The organism is Nonomuraea sp. CA-143628, assembly GCF_050942315.1.
Taxonomy (GTDB): domain Bacteria; phylum Actinomycetota; class Actinomycetes; order Streptosporangiales; family Streptosporangiaceae; genus Nonomuraea.
In genome coordinates, this window is record NZ_CP192072.1 from 7,907,739 (window position 1) to 7,930,337 (window position 22,599).

Annotated in this window: 22 protein-coding genes; 10 read left to right on the top strand and 12 right to left on the bottom strand. The window is 69.5% G+C overall.

The genetic code is table 11. From position 1 onward, the window contains the following. Positions 1-48: 48 nt before the first annotated feature. Positions 49-2,544, bottom strand: coding sequence for a beta-glucosidase family protein (locus ACQP2T_RS36080; RefSeq protein ID WP_433509367.1), 2,496 nt, complete (start codon positions 2,542-2,544; stop codon positions 49-51). A 173-nt stretch (positions 2,545-2,717) separates the two neighbouring features. Beyond that, positions 2,718-3,437, bottom strand: a complete 720-nt coding sequence (locus tag ACQP2T_RS36085; RefSeq protein WP_433509368.1) for a hypothetical protein — start codon at positions 3,435-3,437, stop codon at positions 2,718-2,720. A gap of 293 nt (positions 3,438-3,730) precedes the next feature. Here ACQP2T_RS36085 and ACQP2T_RS36090 point away from each other — a divergent pair, with 293 nt between their 5' ends. Beyond that, positions 3,731-5,209: an MFS transporter gene (locus ACQP2T_RS36090; RefSeq protein WP_433509369.1), complete on the top strand. Its 1,479-nt coding sequence runs from the start codon at positions 3,731-3,733 to the stop codon at positions 5,207-5,209. After that, complete coding sequence (locus ACQP2T_RS36095; protein WP_433509370.1) at positions 5,206-5,682, top strand: MarR family winged helix-turn-helix transcriptional regulator; 477 nt, start codon at positions 5,206-5,208, stop codon at positions 5,680-5,682. The genes ACQP2T_RS36090 and ACQP2T_RS36095 overlap by 4 nt, the downstream gene beginning before the upstream one ends. A gap of 66 nt (positions 5,683-5,748) precedes the next feature. Here ACQP2T_RS36095 and ACQP2T_RS36100 read toward each other — a convergent pair whose 3' ends face one another. The 4 genes from ACQP2T_RS36100 to ACQP2T_RS36115 form a co-directional block, all read right to left on the bottom strand. Beyond that, positions 5,749-7,299 carry a M4 family metallopeptidase gene (locus ACQP2T_RS36100; protein ID WP_433509371.1) on the bottom strand — a complete coding sequence of 517 codons (1,551 nt, stop codon included), beginning with the start codon at positions 7,297-7,299 and terminating at the stop codon, positions 5,749-5,751. Between the two features lie 145 nt (positions 7,300-7,444). Continuing rightward, entirely contained in the window at positions 7,445-7,909 is a 465-nt protein-coding gene (locus tag ACQP2T_RS36105) for a hypothetical protein (RefSeq protein WP_433509372.1), read from the bottom strand. A 41-nt stretch (positions 7,910-7,950) separates the two neighbouring features. After that, positions 7,951-9,120 (bottom strand): MFS transporter, encoded by a 1,170-nt coding sequence (locus ACQP2T_RS36110; protein ID WP_433509373.1) that lies wholly within the window; start codon positions 9,118-9,120, stop codon positions 7,951-7,953. A 207-nt stretch (positions 9,121-9,327) separates the two neighbouring features. Then, on the bottom strand, positions 9,328-10,311 hold the full coding sequence (locus tag ACQP2T_RS36115) for a LacI family DNA-binding transcriptional regulator (RefSeq protein WP_433509374.1): 984 nt from the start codon (positions 10,309-10,311) through the stop codon (positions 9,328-9,330). Between the two features lie 157 nt (positions 10,312-10,468). Here ACQP2T_RS36115 and ACQP2T_RS36120 point away from each other — a divergent pair, with 157 nt between their 5' ends. From ACQP2T_RS36120 to ACQP2T_RS36130, 3 genes are read left to right on the top strand one after another with little or no spacing between them, the layout of a single operon-like run. Next, positions 10,469-11,278, top strand: coding sequence for an SDR family oxidoreductase (locus ACQP2T_RS36120; RefSeq protein WP_433509375.1), 810 nt, complete (start codon positions 10,469-10,471; stop codon positions 11,276-11,278). Next, the gene (locus tag ACQP2T_RS36125; RefSeq protein WP_433509376.1) at positions 11,275-11,739 is read left to right on the top strand and encodes a pyridoxamine 5'-phosphate oxidase family protein; all 465 of its coding nucleotides are present in this window, start codon (positions 11,275-11,277) and stop codon (positions 11,737-11,739) included. The genes ACQP2T_RS36120 and ACQP2T_RS36125 overlap by 4 nt, the downstream gene beginning before the upstream one ends. A 10-nt stretch (positions 11,740-11,749) precedes the next feature. Beyond that, positions 11,750-12,610, top strand: coding sequence for a haloalkane dehalogenase (locus ACQP2T_RS36130; RefSeq protein WP_433509377.1), 861 nt, complete (start codon positions 11,750-11,752; stop codon positions 12,608-12,610). A 42-nt stretch (positions 12,611-12,652) separates the two neighbouring features. Here the strand turns inward: ACQP2T_RS36130 and ACQP2T_RS36135 are convergent, their stop codons facing one another. After that, entirely contained in the window at positions 12,653-13,147 is a 495-nt protein-coding gene (locus ACQP2T_RS36135) for a cupin domain-containing protein (protein ID WP_433509378.1), read from the bottom strand. 193 nt (positions 13,148-13,340) lie between these two features. On the opposite strand from ACQP2T_RS36135, the gene wrbA reads away from it, so the two are divergent. Together wrbA and ACQP2T_RS36145 are read left to right on the top strand one after the other, a co-directional pair. After that, positions 13,341-13,949 (top strand): NAD(P)H:quinone oxidoreductase, encoded by a 609-nt coding sequence (wrbA, locus tag ACQP2T_RS36140; RefSeq protein WP_433509379.1) that lies wholly within the window; start codon positions 13,341-13,343, stop codon positions 13,947-13,949. A gap of 30 nt (positions 13,950-13,979) precedes the next feature. Beyond that, entirely contained in the window at positions 13,980-14,417 is a 438-nt protein-coding gene (locus tag ACQP2T_RS36145) for a YybH family protein (RefSeq protein WP_433509380.1), read from the top strand. 60 nt (positions 14,418-14,477) lie between these two features. On the opposite strand, the gene sigJ is transcribed toward ACQP2T_RS36145, so the two are convergent. Both sigJ and ACQP2T_RS36155 read right to left on the bottom strand, forming a co-directional pair. Next, on the bottom strand, positions 14,478-15,428 hold the full coding sequence (gene sigJ / locus ACQP2T_RS36150) for an RNA polymerase sigma factor SigJ (RefSeq protein ID WP_433509381.1): 951 nt from the start codon (positions 15,426-15,428) through the stop codon (positions 14,478-14,480). Positions 15,429-15,478: 50 nt separating this feature from the next. Beyond that, complete coding sequence (locus ACQP2T_RS36155; RefSeq protein ID WP_433509382.1) at positions 15,479-16,213, bottom strand: DeoR/GlpR family DNA-binding transcription regulator; 735 nt, start codon at positions 16,211-16,213, stop codon at positions 15,479-15,481. A gap of 268 nt (positions 16,214-16,481) precedes the next feature. Between ACQP2T_RS36155 and ACQP2T_RS36160 the strand changes: the two genes are divergently transcribed. The 3 genes from ACQP2T_RS36160 to ACQP2T_RS36170 are packed head-to-tail and all read left to right on the top strand — an operon-like array spanning position 16,482 to position 19,512. Beyond that, a complete protein-coding gene (locus ACQP2T_RS36160) occupies positions 16,482-17,786 on the top strand; it encodes an extracellular solute-binding protein (protein ID WP_433509383.1) in 1,305 nt (434 codons plus the stop codon). Next, positions 17,783-18,703, top strand: coding sequence for a carbohydrate ABC transporter permease (locus ACQP2T_RS36165; protein WP_393480926.1), 921 nt, complete (start codon positions 17,783-17,785; stop codon positions 18,701-18,703). Before ACQP2T_RS36160 ends, ACQP2T_RS36165 begins: the two co-directional genes overlap by 4 nt. Then, entirely contained in the window at positions 18,700-19,512 is an 813-nt protein-coding gene (locus ACQP2T_RS36170) for a carbohydrate ABC transporter permease (protein WP_433509384.1), read from the top strand. Before ACQP2T_RS36165 ends, ACQP2T_RS36170 begins: the two co-directional genes overlap by 4 nt. A 3-nt stretch (positions 19,513-19,515) precedes the next feature. Here ACQP2T_RS36170 and ACQP2T_RS36175 read toward each other — a convergent pair whose 3' ends face one another. Genes ACQP2T_RS36175 through ACQP2T_RS36185 form a run of 3 tightly spaced genes read right to left on the bottom strand, consistent with a single transcriptional unit; the run spans position 19,516 to position 22,572 of the window. Then, positions 19,516-20,700, bottom strand: a complete 1,185-nt coding sequence (locus ACQP2T_RS36175; protein ID WP_433519872.1) for an amidohydrolase family protein — start codon at positions 20,698-20,700, stop codon at positions 19,516-19,518. Positions 20,701-20,737: 37 nt separating this feature from the next. Continuing rightward, the gene (locus tag ACQP2T_RS36180) at positions 20,738-21,184 is read right to left on the bottom strand and encodes a GAF domain-containing protein (RefSeq protein ID WP_433509385.1); all 447 of its coding nucleotides are present in this window, start codon (positions 21,182-21,184) and stop codon (positions 20,738-20,740) included. Beyond that, positions 21,181-22,572, bottom strand: a complete 1,392-nt coding sequence (locus tag ACQP2T_RS36185) for an MFS transporter (protein WP_433509386.1) — start codon at positions 22,570-22,572, stop codon at positions 21,181-21,183. Before ACQP2T_RS36185 ends, ACQP2T_RS36180 begins: the two co-directional genes overlap by 4 nt. Between the last annotated feature and the right edge of the window lie 27 nt (positions 22,573-22,599).

Consider the following 22,599-nt stretch of genomic DNA (forward strand, 5'->3'; position numbering starts at 1 on the left):
CGCGCAGGCGCTGGACGGCCACGGCCTGCGCCTGCGCGACGACCACGGTCAGCGGGCCCGGCTCACCGAGATGGCGGGTGACAGTCGTGGAGTCGTCGAGGAGGAGCCGATCTCCAGCTGGAAGGTGCCCGGCTCGACGGCCCAGCGGCCCGCCGCGACGTCCCAGTGCTCGAAGGCGCGCCGCCGGACGGTCACCGTCACCGCGACCTCCTCGCCGGGGGCCGCGTCGACCGTGGCGAACCCGGCCAGCCAGCGCCGGGGGCGCTCGACGGCGCTGTCGGGGCGGCTCGCGTACACCTGCACGACCTCACGCCCGGCCCTGTCACCGGCGTTCCGCACGCGAACGGTGACCTCGCCCGCAGCGCCATCATCGACGTGGCGGACCTCTGCGGCACCGTACTCCCAGGTCGTGTAGCCGAGGCCGTGGCCGAAGGGGTACAGGGCCTCGATCCGGCCGCGGTAGCCGATCGCCGGTCCCTCGTCGTAGGCGAGCACGCCGTCGACCGGCTGCGTGGCGGCGTGGTCGCCCTCGTGGAGGGGCCATGAGGTGGGCAGCCGCCCGCCGGGCTCCATCCGGCCGAGCAGCACGTCGGCCAGCGCGTTGCCGTACTCCTGCCCGGGGAACCACGTGAGCAGGACCGCGGCGACCTCCTCGTGCCAGGGCAGCAGGACGGGGGCGCCGGAGTTGACCACGACGATCGTGCGCGGGTTCGCGGCGGCGACGCGGCGGACGAGGTCGTCCTGCCGCCCCGGCAGCGCGAGGCTCGTCCGATCGAACCCCTCGCTCTCGACCTCCTCGTTGGTGCCCACGACCACCACGGCGACGTCGGCGGCGCGGGCCAGCGCGACGGCCCGCTCGATCTCCTCCTCGTCCGTGCCGTGCGGCGTCTGCAGGTTGAGCTGGAGCGCGGGGCCGGGCAGCCCGCCTTCCGTACGCTCGCGATCATGTACCAGCGTGACCTCGACGCTCTCACCCGCCGCGAGCCGGACGGGGTGGGTCCGCTGCGGCGGCGTCAGCATGGCCTCGACCATGTCCGCGCCCGGCGGCAGGGTGAGCACGGCGTCGTAGGCCTCCTCCCCCGCGACGAGGAGCCGGTGCCGGCCGAGCCCGGAGGAGCCGATCTGGTACGTACCGGCCTCCGTGGCCCTGATCAGGGCACGGACCTCGATCGCGGCGAGCCGCTCCGGCACGACCCCCTCTGGGTAGGAGCCCATCACCCAGTTGAACGCGCCCCCGTCGCGCCGCTCCACCGCGAGCACGGAGCCGTTCTCGTCGAGGTATCTCACCTCAGCGCCATGATCCGTACCGTCGGGCAGGCAGAGCCAGGGGGCCCGCGCGATCGGCGTGCGGGTGTGCGCGACGACGCCGATGGCGTGCGTCACCTCGACGCCGTCGCCGACCGCCGCGCGCAGGCCGTCCAGCGGGGAGACCGTGTACGGCGGGAACACGGTGGCGCTCCCACCGCCCAGGGTCCTGGCGACCTCCGCGTTGGGCCCCAGGACGGCGATCCCGCGCAGCTCGGCGGGGGCGAGCGGCAGCGCCCCACCCTCGTTGCGAACCAGCACGAACCCGGCGGCCGCCGCGGCCCGCACCTCCGCCGCGACCCGCTCCTGCGTGTACGCCGTACCGGCGGCGGTGCCGACCGTGTCGGCGGCCGCGATGTCCGGGACGACGTCGGCGGGGGTGTCGGCGGTGTCCAGGGCGCCGACCCGGGCGGCCAGGCGGAGGATGCGCAGCACCTTCTCGTCGACGGCCGACTCCGGAACCGTGCCCGCCCGTACCGCCGCCACCAGCGCCTCGCCCCACGGACCCGACGGCCCGGGCATCGCCAGGTCGAGCGCCGCGTTGCCGGCCGCCGCCGTCGAACGGGTGGCGAACCAGTCGGACATCACGACCCCGTCGAACCCCCACTCGTCCCGCAGGACGTCCTGCAGCAGCGGGTTCTCGGTCATGGTCGCGCCGTTCACGCCGTTGTAGGCGGCCATCACCGCCCACACCTCGCCCTCCCGGACGATGGCCTCGAAAGGCGCCAGATAGAGCTCGCGGAGCGTCCGCTCGTCCACCCGGGCGTCGAGGGTCATCCGCTGGGTCTCGGAGTCGTTGGCGACGAAGTGCTTGACCGTCGCGCCCACTCCCCCGCCCTGCACGCCTCGCACGTACGCGACGCCGATCCTGGCCGTCAGCAGCGGGTCCTCGCTGAAGCACTCGAAGTGGCGCCCGCCGTACGGGGACCTGTGCAGGTTGACCGTGGGGGCGAGCAGGACGTCCACCCCCTTGCGCCGCGACTCGGCGGCCAGCAGGCGGCCGATCGCCTCGACGCGGGCCTCGTCCCAGGTGGCGGCGAGGGCGGTGGGCGAGGGCACGTTCACGGAGGTGTCGCGCTCGTCCCAGATCTCGCCGCGGACACCGGCCGGGCCGTCCGAGACGACCAGCCGGCGCAGGCCGACGGCCGGTTCGGGGTGGAGCGACCAGAAGTCGGCACCGGTGAGGAGCCTCACCTTCCGCTCCAGGGGAAGTGCGGCGACAAGGCTTTCCAGCTTCATGAGGGGGTCCCTGAGGTCGGGGGTGACGGCGTTGGGGCACGTCTTTCACTCCCGTTACTGATACGTAGAAGTGAGACGTATCCGTAAACGTAGCCGCAGCTCCGGAAGGAGCACAAGAGGGGGGTCGAGACGGTCCACCCCGACGGTGACCGCACACCGGTGGCGCCGCTGGATCAGTTTCCGATCAGTGGACCGTACTCGCCCCGCACCCGGGCTTTGATCGAGGCGTACTTCGGGGCGTAGCGGGTGTAGAAGTCCTTGCCGCACTCCAGATCCTCCAGCGCCGCCTTGATCTCCCGATCGAGGTACGGCCTGGCCTGCGCCGCAGGGACATCCGGGGCCCCAAGGTCGGACTTGCCTCCCAGCTTCTGCCACTGGTCCATGAACTCGGTCTCCCCTCTCTTGGCCAGCGCCGTCGGCTTGGTCGAGGGGACGCGCCGCCCCTTGCCGCCGAGGCAGCCGGCGAAGCCGTCGGCGAGTGAGACCAGCGCCGAGTCGCCGTCGATCTCGGCGGCCTCCAACTCCTCCTTGGCCTCGCTCATGAGCTCGAATCCGTCCATTGGCGAATCCACCTCCTTGTTCAGCACCTCCTTCGCGGCCTTGCCGACGCAGCTGTTCTTCGCCTTTTTGTAGGAATCGAACTGAGAGGCGTTGAACTTCTGCATGATTTGGTCGTTCGGGTTGCCCCTGACAGCGGCCTCGGCGCTTTCGATGCTGCCGCTCAAGGGGTCCTGCGGGTAGACGAACTGGGCGAAGACCCCGAAGCCGTACTTCTGGCGGTAGGTCTTCATGGCCTCGTACGTACTCAGATCGGGTTCGGGCCGCTCCGGCGCGATGTAGGCGACGTATTTGAAGCCCTTCTGCTTCATGCAGTCGGCCTTGATCTGCTCCATCTTGGGCCGCGGATCCGCTGACCGTTTCGCGGCGACGGGGGCAGCGGCCGGTTCGGCGGCACATCCCGATATGAGGGCCAACAGTAGCAACCACGTGACACGACGCATGGAATCTCCAGATAAGCCGGGACGCGCGCATGCGCGAATCGTGCGACATGACGGCCGCGACGATCTTCTAGGGCGCCGATCAAGATACTCCGTTCAACGGATATTGGGCAACTCGCAAGACCCCGGACCGGCGGCCTGGCACCCCCGGCGAGCCCGACATTTAGTTCCATGAATATAATTGTTATATGCCAGCAACCAATGAGCCCGTCGCCACCCTCAAGGAGACCGGGCCACCCGGGCCGGACCGCCGGCGGCGGCTGGTCATCCTCGCGATCTGCTGCCTGAGCCTGTTCATCGTGGGCCTGGACAACACGATCGTGAACGTCGCCCTGCCCGCCATCCAGCGCGACCTGCACGCCTCCGTCTCCGGCCTGCAGTGGATCATCGTCGCCTACACGGTCGTGCTGGCCAGCCTGCTCATGCTCTCCGGCTCGACCGCGGACCGGTTCGGACGACGCCGCACCTTCCAGACCGGCCTGGCGCTGTTCACGCTGGGCTCCCTGCTGTGCTCGCTCGCGCCGAGCCTTGGCTGGCTGGTCGCCGCGCGGGCACTGCAGGCCGTCGGCGGCTCCATGCTCAACCCGGTCGCCATGTCGATCATCACGAACACGTTCACCGAGCCGGCGGAGCGGGCGCGCGCCATCGGCGTGTGGGGTGGCGTGGTCGGGATCAGCATGGCTCTCGGGCCGGTGATCGGCGGGCTGCTGGTGGATGGGGGCACCTGGCAGACGATCTTCTGGATCAACATTCCCGTGGGGCTGGCCGCGCTCGTCCTGTGCGCCCTGTTCGTGCCCGAGTCGCGAGCCCCCCGGGCCCGCCCGATGGATCCCGTCGGACAGCTCCTGGTCATCGTGCTGCTGGCCGGGCTGACGTACGGAGTCATCGAGGCGCCGTCCGCCGGGTGGGGCTCGGGGCAGACCATCGCCTGCTGCGGGGCGGCCGCGCTGGCACTGGCGCTGCTCATCCCGTACGAGCTGCGCCGGGCGGAACCGCTGATCAACCCGAGGTTCTTCCGCAGCGTCCCCTTCGCGGGGGCGACGGTCATCGCGATCTGCGCGTTCGCCGCGCTCGGCGGGTTCCTGTTCCTCAACACCCTCTACCTGCAGGACGTCCTCGGCTACTCGGCGCTGCACGCGGGGCTGCTGACCCTGCCGATGGCCGGGCTGACGGTGGTGTGCGCGCCGCTATCCGGGCGCATCGTCGGCGGCGCCGGGCCGCGCGTGCCGCTGATCATCGCCGGCGGCGCCATGTCCGTGAGCGCGCTGATCCTGACCGGGCTCACCGCCGACACCCCGACGTGGCGGCTCATAGCCTCGTACGTCGTCTTCGGGCTCGGCTTCGGCATGGTCAACGCCCCGATCACCAACACCGCCGTCTCCGGCATGCCGAGCGCCCAGGCCGGGGTCGCCGCCGCCGTGGCCTCCACCAGCCGCCAGATCGGCCAGGCACTCGGCGTCGCGGTGCTCGGATCCTTGGTCGCCGCCGCCGTTCAGGGACCATGGCGTACGGGTTTCCCGCAGGCCAGCCACATCGGCTGGTGGATCTGCACGGCATCCGGCGCGGTCGTGCTGGTGCTCGGTATCCTCACCACGAGCCGCTGGGCCAGGCGCACCGCCGAGCACACGACGGAGCGGCTCATCCACAGGATGGCGGGCACCGTATGAGCGAGGCGACGAACGACAGCGTGACCGGCGAGGCCGCGCGGGACGCCGTCGCCCGTTCCTGGGCGGCCATGTGCTTCCTCGTCCTGAAGCAGGAGAACCGCCGCAAGGAGGTCGCCGACACGCTCGGCATGAGCTTCTTCCGGGCCAAGGCGCTACGCCGCCTGCTGGGCGGCCCGCTCACCATGCGCGAGCTGACCGCCCGCCTGGCCACGGAGAAGCCGTACACCACTCTGGTCGTGGACAACCTGGAGCGGGCGGGCTACGTCGAGCGCAGCGTGCATCCCGACGATCGCCGCTCCAAGCTCGTCACCCTCACCCCGGACGGCGTCGCCGCCGCCGAGCAGGCCGAACGCATTCTGGCCCGGCCGCCGCGCGCCCTGCTGGCGCTGGAGCCGGCGGACCTGGCCGCCCTCGACCGGATCATGGCCAAGCTTCAGTCACCTGCCGAGGTGACGAACGAACAAGCGCCCTGAGACGGCCGGAAGCGCCCTGCTCAGGCGGATTGCGGACAATCCACGCTGAACAGGGCGCCATCGTGCTCAGGGACAGGTCGGCTCGCCGCTCTGCGCGGGTACGTTCACCCCGCTCCAGGCCGCCTTGACGACGTTGAACTCGACGCAGCCGGTGAACAGCGTCTTGGTCGCCCGCAGCGTGGCCACGCGCGCCTTGGCGTGCGTCCACGGAGCCGTCTTCATGTTCAGGCCGGTCTGGAAGATCTGGCCCGCCTTGCGGGCGCCGACGCCGGTGATGGCCGCGCCACCGTCACATCGGGTGCTGGCCGGCTTTCCGCTCGGGTTCGTGCCCTCGGCCAGCAGGTAGAACCAGTGGTTCTGCGGTCCGGCCGCCGCGTGCACCTCGGTGCTCGGGATGGAGGAGCTGTAGCAGTTCGGGTCGCCCTCCGCCGACGGGTTGTACATGTTCCTGATCTCGCCGCTGCCCACCAGGTTGACCTCTTCGCCGACCAGGTAGTCGGGGGGGTCGAGGCTGGCCGGCTCGTTGGCGTACGCCTCGGTCAGCGCGCCGAAGATGTCACCCGTCGACTCGTTCAGGCCGCCGGCCTCGTTGCCGCTGCCGCTGCTGCCGCCGGAGAACTGGAAGATGCCGTGGCCGAACTCGTGCCCGACGACGTCCATCGAAGTGGCCTGCCTGGTGTTCGCGGAGTTGTGGCCGAAGGAGCCGTACGACCCGTTCCAGAAGGCGTTGGCGTCGTTCAGCCCGACCCTTATGGGGTAGCCGCGGCCCGAGCCGTTGATGCCGTTGCGACCGAGCCACTCGCTGAGCATGCTCCATTCGTGCTGGACCGCGAAGAGCGCGTCGACGCAGGCCGTCTCCAGGTTCGTGCCGCTGCCGTTGCCCCAGCTGTCGGTCGTCTTGGTGTACACCGAGCCGTTCTGGCCGCCGCACTGGACGCCGGTGCGCGTGGGGTCGACCATCCGGTACGTCGGGGACGTCGCGATGGTGACCGGGTTGCCGTTGTAGTAGCTGTTGCCAGTGCCGTCGACCACCTGGTCCCACTTGTCGAAGACCTGGCCGTCACGCGCGTCCACGTACACGTGCAGGATGCTCGACTGGTCGGCGGTGGCGGCCACGACCTCCCACGCCAGGCGTGGCGTGGCCGTGGCGGCGTGCACCACGAGAGTCGGCGTGCTGATCGAGGTGGCCTTGGGCGCCACGTTGCGGGCCGTGTCCGCCGCCGCCTGCGCGGCGATCTGCGGCTTGGTGTCCAGGGCGATCTTCGCCTGCTGGCCGGTGTCGATCGTGCTGACGGCCTTGCCGGACTTGTCGGTCGTGACGACTACCTCGCCACCGAAGACGGGCAGGCCGGCGTAGGTTCGCGTGTAGGTGAGGTGCTGTATGCCGTTGACGCCGGCGATGGTCGACGACAGGGAGAAGGCGTCCTGGTCGGCGGCCATGAGCTGCGTCCGGTTGGACGCGATGACGCTCTGCGCGGTCGCCACCGCGACGCTGCGCTCGGACGATGAGGGTGGGTCGGCCGCCTGGGCGTTCGCGCTTGTGACGCCCGCCGGTGCGGTGATGGCCAGGGCTAACGCGAGTATGGCGGCAGCGCCCAACCTGAGCTTGGGGTTCACGCTCGTTGCTCCTCAGGGGGGTGGAGTGGACGAACCCCGGCCGGCTGGGGGTGCACTCAGACTCGCATCGCGAGTGACCTAGGTGATACCTCCCAATTTGCCCATACCGCAGTGGTATGGCCTTCCCAGACCCGACCAATCGCGGTCAGGTGGCCTCACCCAGCTGTTCGGCCACCCGCTCCAGGCCATCCTTGATGAGCCGCCCATAGTCGTCGTCGCCGAGCACGCCGATCCCGGCTCTGGCCTGCTGGAGGTGCTCACGGGCGCGACCGAGATCGCCCAGCTTGCGGTAGCACTCACTCAAGTTCAGGTGCAACGACGGATACAGGCCCGCCACCGGAAGCGCCACCCCGACCTGCGCCACCTGCTCATCGGTGACCCGATCGGCGGCGGCGAGCGCCCGCAGATCCCACATCAGCTCCTGGTGCACGTCGTCCTGCACGTCGGCCATCGAGTGGGCGAGAACGCAGACATGCAGTGGATCGCCTTGCTCGCCACCGATGTCATCCCAGATCTGCGCGAACAGGTCGCGAGCGGCGTCAGGCTGGCCTTGGCGGTGATGTAAGTCCACCCCCTGGCCGATCCGGGCCATCGTCGCGTCGGCGGTCATCAGCGACTCCTTCAGTAGTCGATCATCAGCGGCCAGCCTACTCAGTCGTCGTGGGCGATGAGCATGAGCTGCCGCCACAGCAGCACGACGAACACCGCGGAGCCGGCGAAGGCGAACCAGAAGGGCGCCGCGACACCGAAGCGGGTGGCCAGGACACCGCCGATCAACGTGCCGACCACCAGACCGGCGTAGCAGCAGATGCTGTAGACACTGCCCACCCGGCCCTGGAGTTCGTGTGGGACCGCGCGCTGGCGGACGGTGGTCGAGGTCGTGCCCCAGATGAAGGCGTGCGCGCCAAAGGCCAGGAAGATGGCCCCGGCGACCCACGGTGAATGGGTCAGGGCCAGCCCCAGGTGGGTGAACGTCTCGATGATGAGTCCGATCCGCATCAGGGCGCCGAGACTCACGCTACGAGTGATGGCCCCGTACAGGCCGGTGCCGATCAGACCGCCGATCCCGCCGATGGTGGTCATCAGGCCGAACCCCATGGCGCCCAGGCCGAGCTGTTCCTGGGTGTAGAGGACGAGCACCGACCAGGCCGCGCCGAACGTGAAGTTGAAGATCAGGATGGTGAGCGCCAGCGTACGGACCGGCGCGTGCCGGATGGTCCAGGTGAACCCGGCGATGAGCTCCCGTACGGTGTCGGGCTTGGGGCCGTCGGCCGGCCGGCCGTGCGGAGGCAGCCTGATCCGGGAGACCAGGACGATCCCCGCCACCACCAGGAGCAGCTGGCCCGCGAACGGCCAGGTGAAGCCCAGCCCGAACAGTGCCGCGCCGACCGGCGGCCCGGCGAGCTGATTGAGCGTGATGAATCCGGTGCCCAGGCGGGCGTTGGCGATGACGAGATCGTCCTTGCCGACCATCATGGGCGTCAGCGTGGCCGTCGCGCTGTCGGCGAACACCTCGGCGATGGCTCGGAGCGCGAGCGCCGCCAGCGCCGTCGCCACGGTCACCGTGCCGGTCACGATGAGCGCGACCAGCACCGTCAGCACCACGGCCCGTACGGCGTTCGCGACGAGCACGATCCTGCGCCGGTCGTGCCGATCGGACAGCACGCCCGCGTACAGGCTGAACAGCAGCGGCGGCGCCCAGCCCACCAGGGCCGACAGCGAGATCATCAGCGGGTCGCGGGTCAGCGTCGCGATCAGCAGCGGGCCCGCGGCGGCCGCGGCCCCGTCACCGAGATTCGTCAGCCAGCTCGAGGCCAGCAACCACCGAAACCCTGTCCCCAGCCGGGCAGGCAGGACCCTCTCCACCACAGTGACCACGAGCGCAAAACCATACGTTTCGCGGGGATCTACGGCAACGCATTTTCGCGTCCACGCGCTATGTCGTGAGCAGGCATTTCCGCGTCAACGCGTTTGTCGCGAGGAGGGTCGCAAGGAGACATCGCGCCGTCGTCCGCGTCGGACCCCTCGTCAGGCGGACTCGCGGATCACCAGGCTCGCGGTCTCCGTCCGAGGGGACTGCGGGGAGCGCGCGCCGTCGGCCCGCAGGATCATCTCCGTCAGGTGCTCGGCCACCGTCTGGGTGTGCTGGTCGACCGTGGTCAGGGGCGGGACGGCGAAGGGCGCGAGCGGGATGTCGTCCACGCCGATCACCGCGAGGTCGTCGGGGGCGGCCAGGCCCGCGGCCCGCATCCCGGCCAGCAGCGCGAACGCGGTCTCGTCGTTGTAGGCGCAGACGCCGTCGACGCCCGCGGCGTGCCAGCCGCGCGCCACCTCGGCGGCCGTGATCGTGTCGAGCGGCACATCGCGTACGTCCGGCGGCTCCAGCCCCAGCTCGGCGCAGGCTTGGCGGACGCCGCCGAGACGCAGGTGGTAGAAGTCGCGGACGCGTGGATCGTCCGGCGCCGCGTAGCCGATGCGGCGGCGGCCGGTGGCGGCGAGATGTCCGGCCTGAAGGCGGCCGATCTCGGTCTGCGGCAGCGTCAGGACGTTCTCGCCGCCGCCGTCGAGCCGGGCGCCGACCACCTTGATGCCGGCCGCCCGCAGGCTCGCCCGGTCTTCGGAGGAGATGGCGGTGAAGGCGACGATGGCGGTCGGCTCCAGCTCGCGGGCGAGCGCCGTCACGGGCAGGCGGCGTTCGCGCCGGGTGATCGCGGTCAGGCCGTGTCGTTCGAGGTCGTCGGTGAGGTTCTCGACGAGTTGGGCCAGCGTGGCGCCGAGCGGCACGTCGGACAGCACGATCAGCACGAGGTCACTGCGGCCCCGGCGCAGGGTGCGCGCGGCGGCGGAGGGGGCGTAGCCGAGCTTGTCGACCGCCGCGAAGATCCGGCTCCGGGTCTCCTCGGAGATCTTCTGATGCGGCACGTTGTTGAGCACATAGCTGACCGTGGTCTGCGAAACCCCGGCTTCCCTGGCCACATCGATCGAGGTGATCCGGCGCTGCCTGGCTGCCATCCATCCCCCCAGTACGGATCCGGGCTGAATCGTAACAGTGGTGTCGGCAGGGGTGGCCCTGGCCCTATCTGAGTCAGTTATCCAACTAACTGTGGACAAGCACCGCGCGGACGCACTAGGGTTTTTCTCAGTCAGCCAACTAACTAAGGACTACATCATGATCGTTGTCACGGGCGCCACGGGTAACGTCGGACGCGAGCTCGTCAGCGTCCTCGCCGCCTCAGGCGAGCAGGTCACGGCCGTGTCCCGCCAGTCCGCCCAGTTCGCCGAGGGTGTACGGCACAGCCGGGCCGACCTGAACGACCCCACGAGCCTCCGCTCCGCGCTGGAAGGCGCCGACGCGCTCTTCCTCCTCGTGGCCGGAGACGACCCGCACGCGATCCTGAAGGAGGCCGCGGACGTCAAGCGGGTCGTCCTGCTCTCCTCGCAAGGAGCGGGCACCCGTCCCGAGGTCTACCGGCACCCGGCCCTGTTCGAGCAGGCGGTGCGCGAGTCGGGGCTGGACTTCACGATCCTGCGGCCCGGCGGCTTCGACTCCAACGCCTACGCCTGGGCCGAATCCGTCCGGACGCGGCGCACCGCCGCCGCGCCCTTCGGGGACGTCGGGCTGCCGACCATCGACCCGGCCGACATCGCCGCGGTCGCGGCCGCGGTCCTGCGGGAGTCCGGGCACTCCGGCCGTACCTATGAGCTGACCGGACCCGCGCTGGTCACCCCGCGCGAGCGGGCGGCGGCGCTCGGCGCGGCGCTCGGCGAGCCGGTGCGGTTCGTGGAGCAGACCCGCGAGGAGGCACGCGCGCAGATGCTCCAGGTGATGCCCGAGCCCGTCGTCGAGGGCACGCTCGCCATCCTGGGCGAGCCGACCGCGGCCGAGCAGACCGTCAGCCCTGACGTCCAGCGCGTGCTCGGCCGCGCGCCGCGCACCTTCGCCGACTGGGCCGCACGCAACCTCCCCGCCTTCCGATGAGCACAACTCCCCACCTTCCGGACCTTCCGGCCGGCACGACCCGCCGTCCGGGAGACGCGGCTCGCCGCCTTCCGGCGGGCGCGGCGGCGGGTGTCGCGGGTTTCCTCGCCGAGCCGCACGTCGCCACCCTGACCACCCTGCGTCCCGACGGCTCGCCGCATGTGGTCGCGGTCCGCTTCACCTGGGATGAGGTGGCGGGGCTGGCCCGGGTCCTGACCGTCGGCGGCACACGGAAGGCCAGAAACCTCGCCGGGCAGGGCAGCCGTGTGGCGCTCTGCCAGGCGGTGGGGTTCCGGTGGGTGACGCTCGAGGGCGTCGCCACTGTGCACGACGTACCCCATCGGGTGTCCGAGGGCGTCAGGCGCTATGCCGAGCGGTACGGAGCCCCGCCACCCCACCCACCCGGCCGCGTGGTCATCGAGATCGCGGTCGATCGCATCACCCAACTCAACCTTGGCTAAGGACAGAATCATGGCTTTTCACCACGTTCTCGACTCGACCCTGCACTACCGCGAGTCCGGCACCGGGGCGCCGATCGTCTTCCTGCACGGCAACCCGACCTCGTCCCACCTGTGGCGAGAGGTCATGCCGGCCGTGGGACCCGGACGGCTCCTGGCCCCCGACCTGATCGGCATGGGCGAGTCGGGCAAACCTGACATCGACTACACCTTCGCCGATCACGCCCGTTACCTGGACGCCTGGTTCGACGCCCTGGACCTCCAGGACGTGGTGCTGGTCGGGCATGACTGGGGTGGCGCCCTGGCCTTCGACTGGGCCACGCGGCATCCGGGCCGGGTGCGCGGCATCGCCTTCACCGAGACCATCGTCAAGCCGATGACCTGGGAGGAGTTCCCCGAGGGCGGCCGCGAGCTGTTCCGGGCGATCAAGACCGAGGGCGTCGGCGAGGCGATGATCCTGGACGACAACGCCTTCCTCGAGCAGGGGCTGCCGGGCACCGTCGCCACCCCGATCTCTCAGGGAGACCTCGACGTCTACGGCAAGCCGTACCCGACGCGCGAGAGCAGGCGGCCGCTCTTGCAGTGGCCGCGCGCGATGCCCCTGGGCGGCGAGCCCGCCGACGTCGTGGCCAGGGTCGAGGCGTACGACCGGTGGCTGGCGGCCAGTACGGACGTGCCCAAGCTGCTGCTCACGTTCGCGCCCGGGCCGGGGGTCATGATGCACGAGGACATGATCGCGTGGTGCGCGGCCAACATGGCCGCCCTGGAGATCGAGCACTCCGAGGAGGTCGCCGGCCACCACACCCCGGAGGACCATCCCGTCTTGATCGCCACGGCCATCGCGGCCTGGGCGGACCGGCACGGCCTCCGCTGACAGTGGCGGACGACCGACTGACGCACCCCCGCCACGCACGGCTCACGGTACGGCGTATTGGTCGTGCGCGGCATAAAGCTCAGTCCATTCCTCGTCGGTGAGCCGCCGACCGGCAGCGACGATTTCGGCGAGCTCCTGGAAATACGTCTCCCGGGGCGCCCCCGGTGTGAACAGCACCAGCATGGAAGCAGGCGCGTCGGAATCGTTGCTGAAAGCGTGGACTCCGCCTGGCGGTACGTACAGGAAATCGCCCGGTGTCGCGTCCAGCCATCGCTCTCCGTCGTACAGCGAGACAGTCCCCTCCAGGACGAAGAACGACTCGGAAAAGGTCCGGTGAAAGTGGGCGCCGGGGCCGTTCGGAATCGCGGCCATGTCCCAGCGGTAGAGGCCGAATTGGCCATCGGTGCTCGCGCCGGTCGCCAGATAGCCGACCCGGGACTTGACTCCGATCGTCAGGTCCGGCGGTGCGTCGGCCGGGCGATAGGTCGCACCGGCGATCCCGTGTTCCGTCAAGTATCGGGGCGGCGGATAGGACATCGTTACTCGCTCCTAGCGGTGGATCATTCCGGGCGGCCCGACCCTATGTGACGAGGCGGCCCACCGGGAGAGCCAATTCCCGCCTGTTCGATTGAGCCAACCTCCGGCGAGCGAGGTGTCCAGGCGCGTCACCTCACATTGCGCGGGGCTACGTCGTCCTACCGATGAACCGAACCGAAGGAGCGAACCGACCATGGAACCCGTCAAGGTCGCGATCATTTACTACAGCGCCACCGGCACCGTGCACGCTTTGGCGCGAGCCGTCGCCGAGGGCGCGGAGAAGGCCGGCGCACACGTACGACTGCGCAAGGTCGCCGAAACGGCTCCATCAGAGGCGATCAGCGCCAACCCGGCCTGGGCCCAGCACCGCCAGGACACCGCCGACGTCACCGAGGCCGCCCACGACGATCTGGAGTGGGCCGACGCGGTGCTGTTCGGCACCCCCAGCCGCTTCGGCAACCCGGCGAACCAGCTCAGGCAGTTCATCGACACCACTGGTCCGCTGTGGTTTCAGGGCAAGCTCGTGGACAAGGTGTACTCGGCTTTCACCGCCTCCAACACCGCCCACGGCGGTCAGGAATCCACCCTCCTGGCATTGGGGAACACCTTCTACCACTGGGGCGGCATCATCGTGCCCCCCGGTTACGCCGATCCCGTCCAGTTCCAGTCGGGCAATCCCTATGGCACCTCCCACGTGGGCGGCGATGGCCCGCCCAGTGAGGTGATCTTGCAGGCGGCCCGCTTCCAGGGCCGCCGCGTCGTCGACACCGCGGCCTCACTCAAGGCCGGCCGCGCCGCCTGACCCGGCACGGGTTGATGAACGGAGGATGCGATGAATTCGAACGAGTCCGAGGTTAGAGCACTCTTGGAGAGCCGAGTCGATGCCTGTCAGACAAAGGACATTGACCGCCTCATGTCACATTACTCTTCTGACATTGTTTATTACGATGTCGTGCCGCCGCTCCAGTTCGCGGGATCCGATCAAGTCCACGGCAACTTTGTGCGGTGGTTCGATGAATACGATGGTCCCATCGGCCTGGAAACGCACGACCTTACGATTGCTACAGGAGAAGATATCGCGTTCGCGCACATGCTCCACTTGGACTCCGGGACACGCAAGAACGGGCTCCAGAGCGCTATATGGGTGCGATCGACAGTTTGCTGCCGACGGTCAAGCGACAAGTGGTTGATCACGCACGAACATATCTCGGTGCCGATCAACCCTGAAAACCTGCAAGCCTGGTTCCCGCCGGGGTTCGAGCCGGCCTGATCGTTTGGCCGGTAGGGGGCGCCGCACTGGTGCGGCGCCCCAGGACACGACCGGCACGCGTCAGCCTGTCGTCCAGGGCCGGAGCTTCTCAGGGTTCCGCACCCCCCAGATGTGCTTGACCCGGTCACCCGCGACCTCGAACGCCATCACGGTCACGGTGACGTCGTCCAGCTGAAGCACCAGACCGGGCTGACCGTTGACCGTACGCTCCAGGATCGTCAGATCGGGTGCCATGTCGGCGATGGCGAGGATGTAGCGGGCGACCTGCGCGCCGCCTTCGATCGGGTGGAGCCCGGCGCTGACCAGACCGCCGCCGTCGGCGATCGCCGTGGCGTCGGGGTCGAGCAGGCCGATGAGGGCGTCGATGTCCTTGGCTTCCCATGCCTGCTTGAAGTCCCTGACGATCCCGGCCTGCCGGGCTGCCGGAGCAGAGGGGGACTGCGCGGCGCGAATGCGGCGGCGGGCCGAGGTGGCCAGCTGGCGACAGGCCGCCGGCGTACGGCCGACGATCTCGCCCACCTCGGCGAAGGAGTAGCGGAAGACATCGTGCAGGACGAGCGCGACGCGCTCGGCCGGGGTCATCTCCTCAAGCACGACCAGGAAGGCCATCGTGATCGACTCGTCGAGGGTGACGCGGTCGGCCGGGTCGGCCGACCGCCCGGTGATCCACTCCGTGGGGTCGGGCACCGGCTCGGGGATCCATTCGCCCACGTAGCGTTCGCGCCTCGCGCGGGCCGAGCCGAGCAGGTCCAGGCAGATGCGGCTGGCGACCGTGGTCAGCCAGCCGCTGGGGGATTCGATGGCGTCCTGCTGCCGCTGGGTCATGGCGTACCAGCGGGTGTAGGTCTCTTGTACGACATCCTCGGCATCGGCCAAGGAGCCCAGGAGGCGATAGGCGAGATTGATCAGCTTGCGCCGCTCGCTCATGATCGCGCTCAGGCCCGGATCGAGCCCGCCGCCTCCTGGCTCGGGTGGGGTGGTCATGGTGTCGCCGACTTTCCGTTGTCCCATGTGTTCTCCCCAGTACGACGAGACAACACCACGGACTGTGAGGCGGCGCGCTACCCGGCGATCTCGACGTTGTGCCGCCGGTCGCGCAGGCGCTGGACGGCCTCGGCCGGTGCTCCCGCGTCCACCACGATGACGTCGAACTTCTCCAGCGGCGCCACCCGGTGCAGCGCCACCCGGTCGAGCTTGGTGTGGTCCACCGCGAGGACGCAGCGCGTGCCCGCGGCCACCATGGCCCGCTTCACCAGCACGATCTCCTGCTCCTGGTGGAAGGCGTGCCGGTCGGAGATGGCCGAGGTGGAGACGATCACCATGTCGGTGTTCATGGCCTGGACGGCGTCGACGCAGCCGACGCCCAGGAACGAGTCGTGCGTCGGATGGTATTCGCCGCCCAGCGCCATGAGCCGGATGCCGGGCACGGGGGCGAGCAGCTTGACGGCCTCGAGGAAGTTCGTCACCACGGTCAGGGGGGCCACCTCGCTGAGATGGCGAGCGACGGCCAGCGCGGTCGTGGAGTCGTCGATCATGACCGAGCTGCCCGGCTCGATCAGCCCCACGACGTGGCGGGCGATCGCCTCCTTCTCCTCGGTCTGGGCCGTCAGCCGGTAGGCGATGTTGCTCTCGAAGACGCTCGACGCCTGCGCGCTCGCGCCGCCGCGGTATTTGCGCACCATGCCCTGGAACTCGAGCTCGTCGAGGTCGCGGTGGACGGTCATCACGCTCACGCGGAACACCTCCGCGAGCTCGCTCACCGAGGCGGAGCCGTGCCGCATGAGATGCTCCGCCATCGCCTGGCGCCTGACGACTCCCCTGTCCGAGTGTTGGCGTGATTTCACCTGCTCCCTCCCGGTTTTGATGACAGAACGATGACAGCGCGGTGGCAGCTGTGATGACAGCGCATCGTAGCGCGGCGCGCACCCTTGACACCCCTGCGGAACGGCTCGTAGTCTCCTCGCACCTTCACAACTTCACACGTTTTAACGTTAGATGTAACTAATTAAAACGTTCGCATCCCTCGGGAGCCCCCCAATCCCGTCAGACCGAGGAGACAGTGCAATGACCGAGCTACGCGACGCCAGGCTGAGCCGCGTTCAGTTCTTCCGCATGATGGGCGGTCTCGCGGTCGCCGCCGCGGCGACCGCGTGTTCGACCAAGCCACAGACCACCGGCTCCACCGGCCAGGGACAGGCCTCCGCCGTCGAGCTGAGGTTCGTCGGCGTGGCCGACCAGAAGGCGCCGATGGACGAGTTGGTGGCGGCCTACAAGCAGGCCAAGCCGGGCGTCAACCTCGCCACCTCGTTCGCCCCTACCGACCAGGTCATGACTTCGGTGCGTACTCAGCTCGGCGCGGGCAACTCGCCCGACCTGCACGTGGTCTACCCGGGCAACGGCAGCGCGATGTCGATGGATCAGATCGCCGGGGCCGGGCTGCTGGCCGACCTGTCCGACCAGTCGTGGACGCAGACGATCCCGACCGGTTTCAAGCCCGCCTTCCAGAAGGACGGCAAGACCTACATCTACTCGGCCGGTTCCTCGGTCATCGGCGCGATCTACAACAAGAAGGTCTTCCAGGAGGCGGGCGTGGACGCGCCGCCGACCACCTGGACGGAGTTCCTGGCGGTCTGCGACAAGCTGAAGAAGGCCGGCAAGACGCCGATCGCCCTGGGCGCGCAGACGCCGTGGGTCACCCAGCTCATCACGTACGCCCTCGTCCCCTCGACCGTGTACGCCAAGGACCCCACCTTCGACGACAAGCAGGCGGCGGGGCAGACCAGTTTCGCCAAGTCCGGCTGGCGCGACGCGATGGAGATGTACCTGGAGCTGCAGAAGCGCGGCTTCTTCAACGACAAGCCGAACGGCACCACCTTCGAGCAGCAGATCTCGATGGTGGCCACCGGCAAGGCGGGTATGGCCATCCAGGTGTCGGCAGTGCTGCCGGACTTCCGCAAGTCGGCGGGCAGTCCCGACGACCTGTCGATGTTCCCGGTCCCCGGCGCGGACGTGGCGGACCAGGTGTGGATCCCGGCCGGCGTGGTGGTCGGCCTCGGCGCCGCCGCCAAGGGCAAGAACGTGGCCGAGGCCAAGGCGTTCATCGACTTCCTCGGCAAGCAGGAGAACATCAACCGCTGGGCCAAGGCGATCGCGGCCATCCCGCTCACCCAGGACGCCTCCTCCACCATCGACCCCGCCGTGCAGTCGTTCCTGCCGTTCACCAAGGACCGGGCCGTGCCGTTCATGGACCAGCGCTGGCCCAACGCCGAGGTGCAGCCGGTCCACTTCGCCGTGATCCAGGATCTGCTCGCCGGCAAGATCAAGATCGATGACGCGCTGCGGAAGATGGACGAGGCCTACGCCAAATGACCATGACAGCGACGCCCGTCGGACGATCCACCGCCGCGGCCGGCAAGCCGCGGCGGCGGTTCGCCGCGCTCTCGCCCTCGTGGCTGTTCGCGGCGCCCGCCCTGGTGGTGTACGCCGTCGTCGTGCTCTATCCCAGCCTGGCGGGCATGCTGTACGCCTTCACCGACTGGAGCGGCATCGGCGCGGACAAGTCCTTCGTCGGGCTGGCGAACTTCCAGACGCTCCTGCACGACGACCAGGCGATGGACTCGATCGGCAACACGCTGCTGCTGACCGTGGCGATCGTCGTGGTGCAGAACGCGGTGGGGCTGCTGCTCGCGCTCGGCGTGCACGCGAAGCTGAAGAGCCGGGCGCTGCTGCGGGTGATCTTCTTCGCGCCGGTCGTCGTCAGCCCCGTCATGGTGGCCTTCCTGTGGAAGTACATCTACAACCCCGACCCGTCCGCCGGGCTCAACGGGCTGCTCGGCCTCAAGATCGACTGGCTCGGCGACCCGTCGCTCGCGCTGTGGTCGATCGCGGCCACGGTCGTGTGGCAGTACGCCGGCTACTCGATGGTCATCTTCCTGGCTGGGCTGGAGGGTGTGCCGAAGGAGCTGCACGAGGCGGCGATGATCGATGGCGCGAGCACCCTGCAGCGCTTCCGGTACGTCACCTGGCCGCTGCTCGCCCCGGCTCTGACGATCAATCTGATGCTCTCCACGATCGGCGGTCTCAAGCTGTTCGACCAGGTCTTCGCGGCGACCAACGGCGGCCCCGGCTACGCCACCGAGACGCTGTCGACCGTGCTGTACAAGCAGGCGTTCGTGTTCGGCAAGTTCGGCTACAGCACCGCGATAGCCCTGGTGCTCGCGCTGTTCGTGGCCGCGGTGTCGCTCGTGCAGGTCTACTACCTGCGCGGCCGGGAGGTGGCCCAGTGAGGCGGACGTTCCTGCTGGAGATCGTCATGATCGTGGTGGCGGTGGCGTTCCTCTTCCCGGTGTACGCGCTGATCACCCTGTCGCTGAAGGACCCGGCGCAGATCTCGCAGACGCCGCTGGCGCTGCCCGCCCCGCCCACGACGGACAACTTCGCCAAGGCGTGGTCGGCGGCCGCGCTCGGCCCGTCCCTGATGAACAGCACCGTGATCACCGCGGTCAGCCTGGTCGCCCTGATCGCCCTCGGCTCCTTCGCCGCCTACTACCTGGCCAGGGCCAAGAGCCATCTGGGCTACGGGCTGTACGTGCTGTTCCTGCTGGGCATCGTGCTGCCCTTCCAGCTCGGGATGATCCCGCTCTACCAGCTGGTGACCGACCTGGGGCTGATCGGCACGCACGCGGGGATGATCCTGTTCTACACGGGGATCCAGTTGCCGTTCACGGTGTTCCTCTACACCGGGTTCATCCGCGCGCTGCCCCGCGAGTACGCCAGCGCCGCCCAGATCGACGGCGCCTCGCATCTGACCGCGTTCACCAGGGTCGTCTTCCCGCTGCTGCGGCCGATCACCGGCACGGTGCTGATCCTCAACGCCGTCTTCATCTGGAACGACTTCTTCACTCCCCTGCTCTACCTGGGCGGCTCGGGGTTCGAGACGGTGCCGGTGAGCGTCTTCGCCTTCGTCGGCCAGTACGTCTCCGACCACGGACTCGTCTTCGCCGGGCTGGTGCTCGGGGCGCTGCCGATCGTGGTGATCTTCCTCCTCCTGCAGCGCTACGTGATCAAGGGCTTCGCCAGCGGGCTCAAGGGCTGAACATCACCCGGAGACCACCTGGCCGCCCTGCACGACGTGGCGGATGTGCTTGGGCTCGGCGAGCACCCCGAGGTCCCGCAGGGGGTCGCCGTCGAGCACGAGCAGGTCCGCCCGCGCGCCCACCGCGAGCGTGCCGATCTCGCCGGCCAGCCCGACGAGGTCGGCCGCGTTGACCGTGGCGGCCCGCAGCACGTCGATCGGCTGCTGCACCTCGCCGCGCAGCCGGAACTCGTGGTTCTGGTGCCGTTGCATGCCGCCCAGCAGGTCGCTGCCGTAGGCCAGGCGCACGCCCGCACGGGCGGCCCGCTCCAGCGCCTGGAGCCCGGCGCCGAGCACGTCGTCGACCTTCCGCCAGTTCGACTCCGACAGGCCGAAGCTCCGGCCTTCCTCCTTCAGCGCCCAGTACGTCACCAGCGTGGGCACCAGGTACGCGTCGTGGCTCAGGAACAGCTCCACGCTGCGCTCGTCGAGCAGGTTGCCGTGCTCGATCGACCGTACCCCGGCCTCCAGGGCGCGGTTGATCGCGCGGGCCGTGTAAGCGTGCGCGGCGACGTAGCGGTTGGCGGCCTCGGCCTCCTCCACGATCGCGCGGAGCTCGTCCATGGAGTACTGGGTGGAGTCGACGCGGTCCGTCGGTGAGGCGACGCCGCCGGAGGCCATGACCTTGATGTGGTGGGCGCCCTTGCGCAGTTCGTCGCGGGCGGCGGCGCGCACGGCGTCCACGCCGTCGGCGATCCGGCCGACACCGGCGCAGCAGGGGTGGTCGTCGCGCCCGTTCTGGCCGCGTCCGCGCTGGTCGCCGTGGCCACCGGTCTGGCTCAGCGCCTTGCCGCAGAACAGCAGCCGCGGGCCGCGAATCAGCCCCTCCTCCTGGGCGTCGCACAGCCCGTAGTCGGCTCCGGAGGCGTCGCGGACGGTGGTGAAGCCGCGGTCCAGCATCTGCCCCATCAGGCGGGCGCTGTGCGCGGCGACGTACGAGGGCGACATGGCCGAAAGACTGCCCAGGTCGGCGGTCGAGGCGGTGACGTGCACGTGCGCGTCGATCAGCCCGGGTACGACGACACCACCGGCCACGTCGATCACCCGCGTGCCCGCGGTGCCGACCAGTCCCGGACCCGCCTCGACGATGCGGCCCTCCTCCAAGCGCAGGTCACCTTCGGCGTAGTCACCGGTGACCACGTCGAGCATGAGGGCGTTACGCAGCAGCAGACTCACTTGATACCTCTCAGGTCGTCTCGGCGGTTCCGTGTACGGCGGCGCGCAGGGCGGGCACCGCGAGCGGCGCCAGGGACGCGGCGACGGCGACCGACTCCTCGTCGTAGCTGCCCTCGGCGTCCAGGATGTTCAGCACCCCGAGCACCTCGTCCCCGTCTATCACGGGCACATTGACGATGGCCCCGCAGCCCAGGCTCTCGATCAGCTCGTGGTCGGCGAACACCTCCCGCACGGCCGCCCGGTCCGGGCCGAAGTACGGCTCCCCCGCCTCGATGCAGCGAGCCAGCCAGCCCTGGGCGACCTCGACGGTCTTCTCCCCGCCCACCGGATAGCTCGCGGGGTCGCTGCTGTGGACGCGCCGCAGCGCCTGCCGTTCGGGAATCCAGGCCAGGACCGTGAACAGCCGTACCCCTACTGACTCCCGGACCTTGTCCTCCACGTCTTTCAGGTCGGTCATTTCGCCATCTCCCCCGCTGTGTCGGCGGGATCGCCCCGCTCGGTCAGGTCCTCCAGCGACCGTCCGGCCGTGGCCAGGCCGAAGACGATCACGCAGACCACCCCGGTCACCAGCACGGCCGTGGTGAGGCCGAACACGCCGGCGAATCCCCAGCTCGCCGCCGTCAGGCCGATGATCGTGGGCGCGAGGATGCTGCCGAGGCGGCCGAACGCGCTGGACAGGCCGGTGCCGGTGGCCCGGATCCAGGTCGGGAACAATTCCGGCGTGTAGGAGTAGACGCCCGCGTACGTCCCGTTGAGGAAGAAGGAGAGCACCGCGCCCGCGGTCGTGATGGCGACCGGCGTGTCCACCTGGGACAGCCAGAGCGCGCTGATCGCCGCGCCCGTGAGGTAGAGCGCGATGGTGTTCTTGCGGTCCAGCCGCTCCAGCAGCCAGGCGCCGGAGAAGTAGCCGGGGATCTGCGCCAGATAGATGATGATCGAGAACTCGAAGCTCTTCGTCACCGTGATGCCGCGATCCACGAGCAGGGTCGGGATCCAGGAGAAGAACCCGTAGAAGGAGAACGTGATCACGAACCAGATCAGCCAGATGACGGCCGTCCGCCTGGCCATGGCTGGGCTCCACAGGAACCGCAGCGCGCTGAGCAGGTTCACCTTCGGCGTGACCGTCGCGGGCTGCACGGTGTCTTCGGGCACGGGCGGGAGGACCTGACCGGTGGCCCGCTCGACGCGGCGTTCGAGATCGACGACCACCGCCTCGGCCTCCGCGTGGCGACCCTGCTGGAGCAGGAAGCGCGGCGATTCGGGCAGCGAGCGCCGCCACCACAGCAGCATCACGACCGGCACGGCGGTGATCAGCTGCGCGACGCGGAAGCCGTCGTCCATGGTGGGCACCACGAAGCGGCCGATCAGCGCGGCCAGGACGAAGCCGAAGGAGAAGAACCCGGCCAGCGCGCCGATGAACCAGCCGCGCCGCTTGGCCGGGACGAACTCCGACAGGAACGGCGCGATGATCGCGCTCTCGGCCCCGGCGCCCGCCCCGGCGAGGACCCTCGCGCCCAGGAACGCCTCGTAGTTCGGCGCGAACGCGGCGACCACGGAGAAGAGCGCGTAGAAGGCCAGCGCGTACATCATGACCTTCTTGCGGCCGATGCGGTCGCCGAGCATGCCCGCGGCGATCGCGCCGAACAAGAACCCGAACGGGGTCGCGGACCCGATCAGCCCGAGCTGGCCGGCGTCGAGGCCCCATTCCGCCCGGGCGCTGGGCAGCAGGAAGGCGACCACGGCGGAGTCCATGCCGTCGAAGGTGTAGCCGAGTCCGCCGATGAGAAGCAGGAGATAGTGCGGACGGCTCAAGGGGAGCCTGTCCAGCCGGGCCAACAGGGTCATCTCACGCACCTTCCCAAGGCCACAGCC

Excerpts from the sequence above, each read along its gene's own strand:
- ACQP2T_RS36080 (WP_433509367.1), bottom strand. The coding sequence starts at position 2,544 with ATGAAGCTGGAAAGCCTTGTCGCCGCACTTCCCCTGGAGCGGAAGGTG.
- ACQP2T_RS36085 (WP_433509368.1), bottom strand. The coding sequence starts at position 3,437 with ATGGAGCAGATCAAGGCCGACTGCATGAAGCAGAAGGGCTTCAAATAC.
- ACQP2T_RS36090 (WP_433509369.1), top strand. The coding sequence starts at position 3,731 with ATGCCAGCAACCAATGAGCCCGTCGCCACCCTCAAGGAGACCGGGCCA.
- ACQP2T_RS36095 (WP_433509370.1), top strand. The coding sequence starts at position 5,206 with ATGAGCGAGGCGACGAACGACAGCGTGACCGGCGAGGCCGCGCGGGAC.
- ACQP2T_RS36105 (WP_433509372.1), bottom strand. The coding sequence starts at position 7,909 with ATGACCGCCGACGCGACGATGGCCCGGATCGGCCAGGGGGTGGACTTA.
- ACQP2T_RS36115 (WP_433509374.1), bottom strand. The coding sequence starts at position 10,311 with ATGGCAGCCAGGCAGCGCCGGATCACCTCGATCGATGTGGCCAGGGAA.
- ACQP2T_RS36120 (WP_433509375.1), top strand. The coding sequence starts at position 10,469 with ATGATCGTTGTCACGGGCGCCACGGGTAACGTCGGACGCGAGCTCGTC.
- ACQP2T_RS36125 (WP_433509376.1), top strand. The coding sequence starts at position 11,275 with ATGAGCACAACTCCCCACCTTCCGGACCTTCCGGCCGGCACGACCCGC.
- ACQP2T_RS36130 (WP_433509377.1), top strand. The coding sequence starts at position 11,750 with ATGGCTTTTCACCACGTTCTCGACTCGACCCTGCACTACCGCGAGTCC.
- ACQP2T_RS36135 (WP_433509378.1), bottom strand. The coding sequence starts at position 13,147 with ATGTCCTATCCGCCGCCCCGATACTTGACGGAACACGGGATCGCCGGT.
- wrbA (WP_433509379.1), top strand. The coding sequence starts at position 13,341 with ATGGAACCCGTCAAGGTCGCGATCATTTACTACAGCGCCACCGGCACC.
- ACQP2T_RS36145 (WP_433509380.1), top strand. The coding sequence starts at position 13,980 with ATGAATTCGAACGAGTCCGAGGTTAGAGCACTCTTGGAGAGCCGAGTC.
- sigJ (WP_433509381.1), bottom strand. The coding sequence starts at position 15,428 with ATGGGACAACGGAAAGTCGGCGACACCATGACCACCCCACCCGAGCCA.
- ACQP2T_RS36155 (WP_433509382.1), bottom strand. The coding sequence starts at position 16,213 with ATGGCGGAGCATCTCATGCGGCACGGCTCCGCCTCGGTGAGCGAGCTC.
- ACQP2T_RS36160 (WP_433509383.1), top strand. The coding sequence starts at position 16,482 with ATGACCGAGCTACGCGACGCCAGGCTGAGCCGCGTTCAGTTCTTCCGC.
- ACQP2T_RS36165 (WP_393480926.1), top strand. The coding sequence starts at position 17,783 with ATGACCATGACAGCGACGCCCGTCGGACGATCCACCGCCGCGGCCGGC.
- ACQP2T_RS36175 (WP_433519872.1), bottom strand. The coding sequence starts at position 20,700 with ATGCTCGACGTGGTCACCGGTGACTACGCCGAAGGTGACCTGCGCTTG.
- ACQP2T_RS36180 (WP_433509385.1), bottom strand. The coding sequence starts at position 21,184 with ATGACCGACCTGAAAGACGTGGAGGACAAGGTCCGGGAGTCAGTAGGG.
- ACQP2T_RS36185 (WP_433509386.1), bottom strand. The coding sequence starts at position 22,572 with ATGACCCTGTTGGCCCGGCTGGACAGGCTCCCCTTGAGCCGTCCGCAC.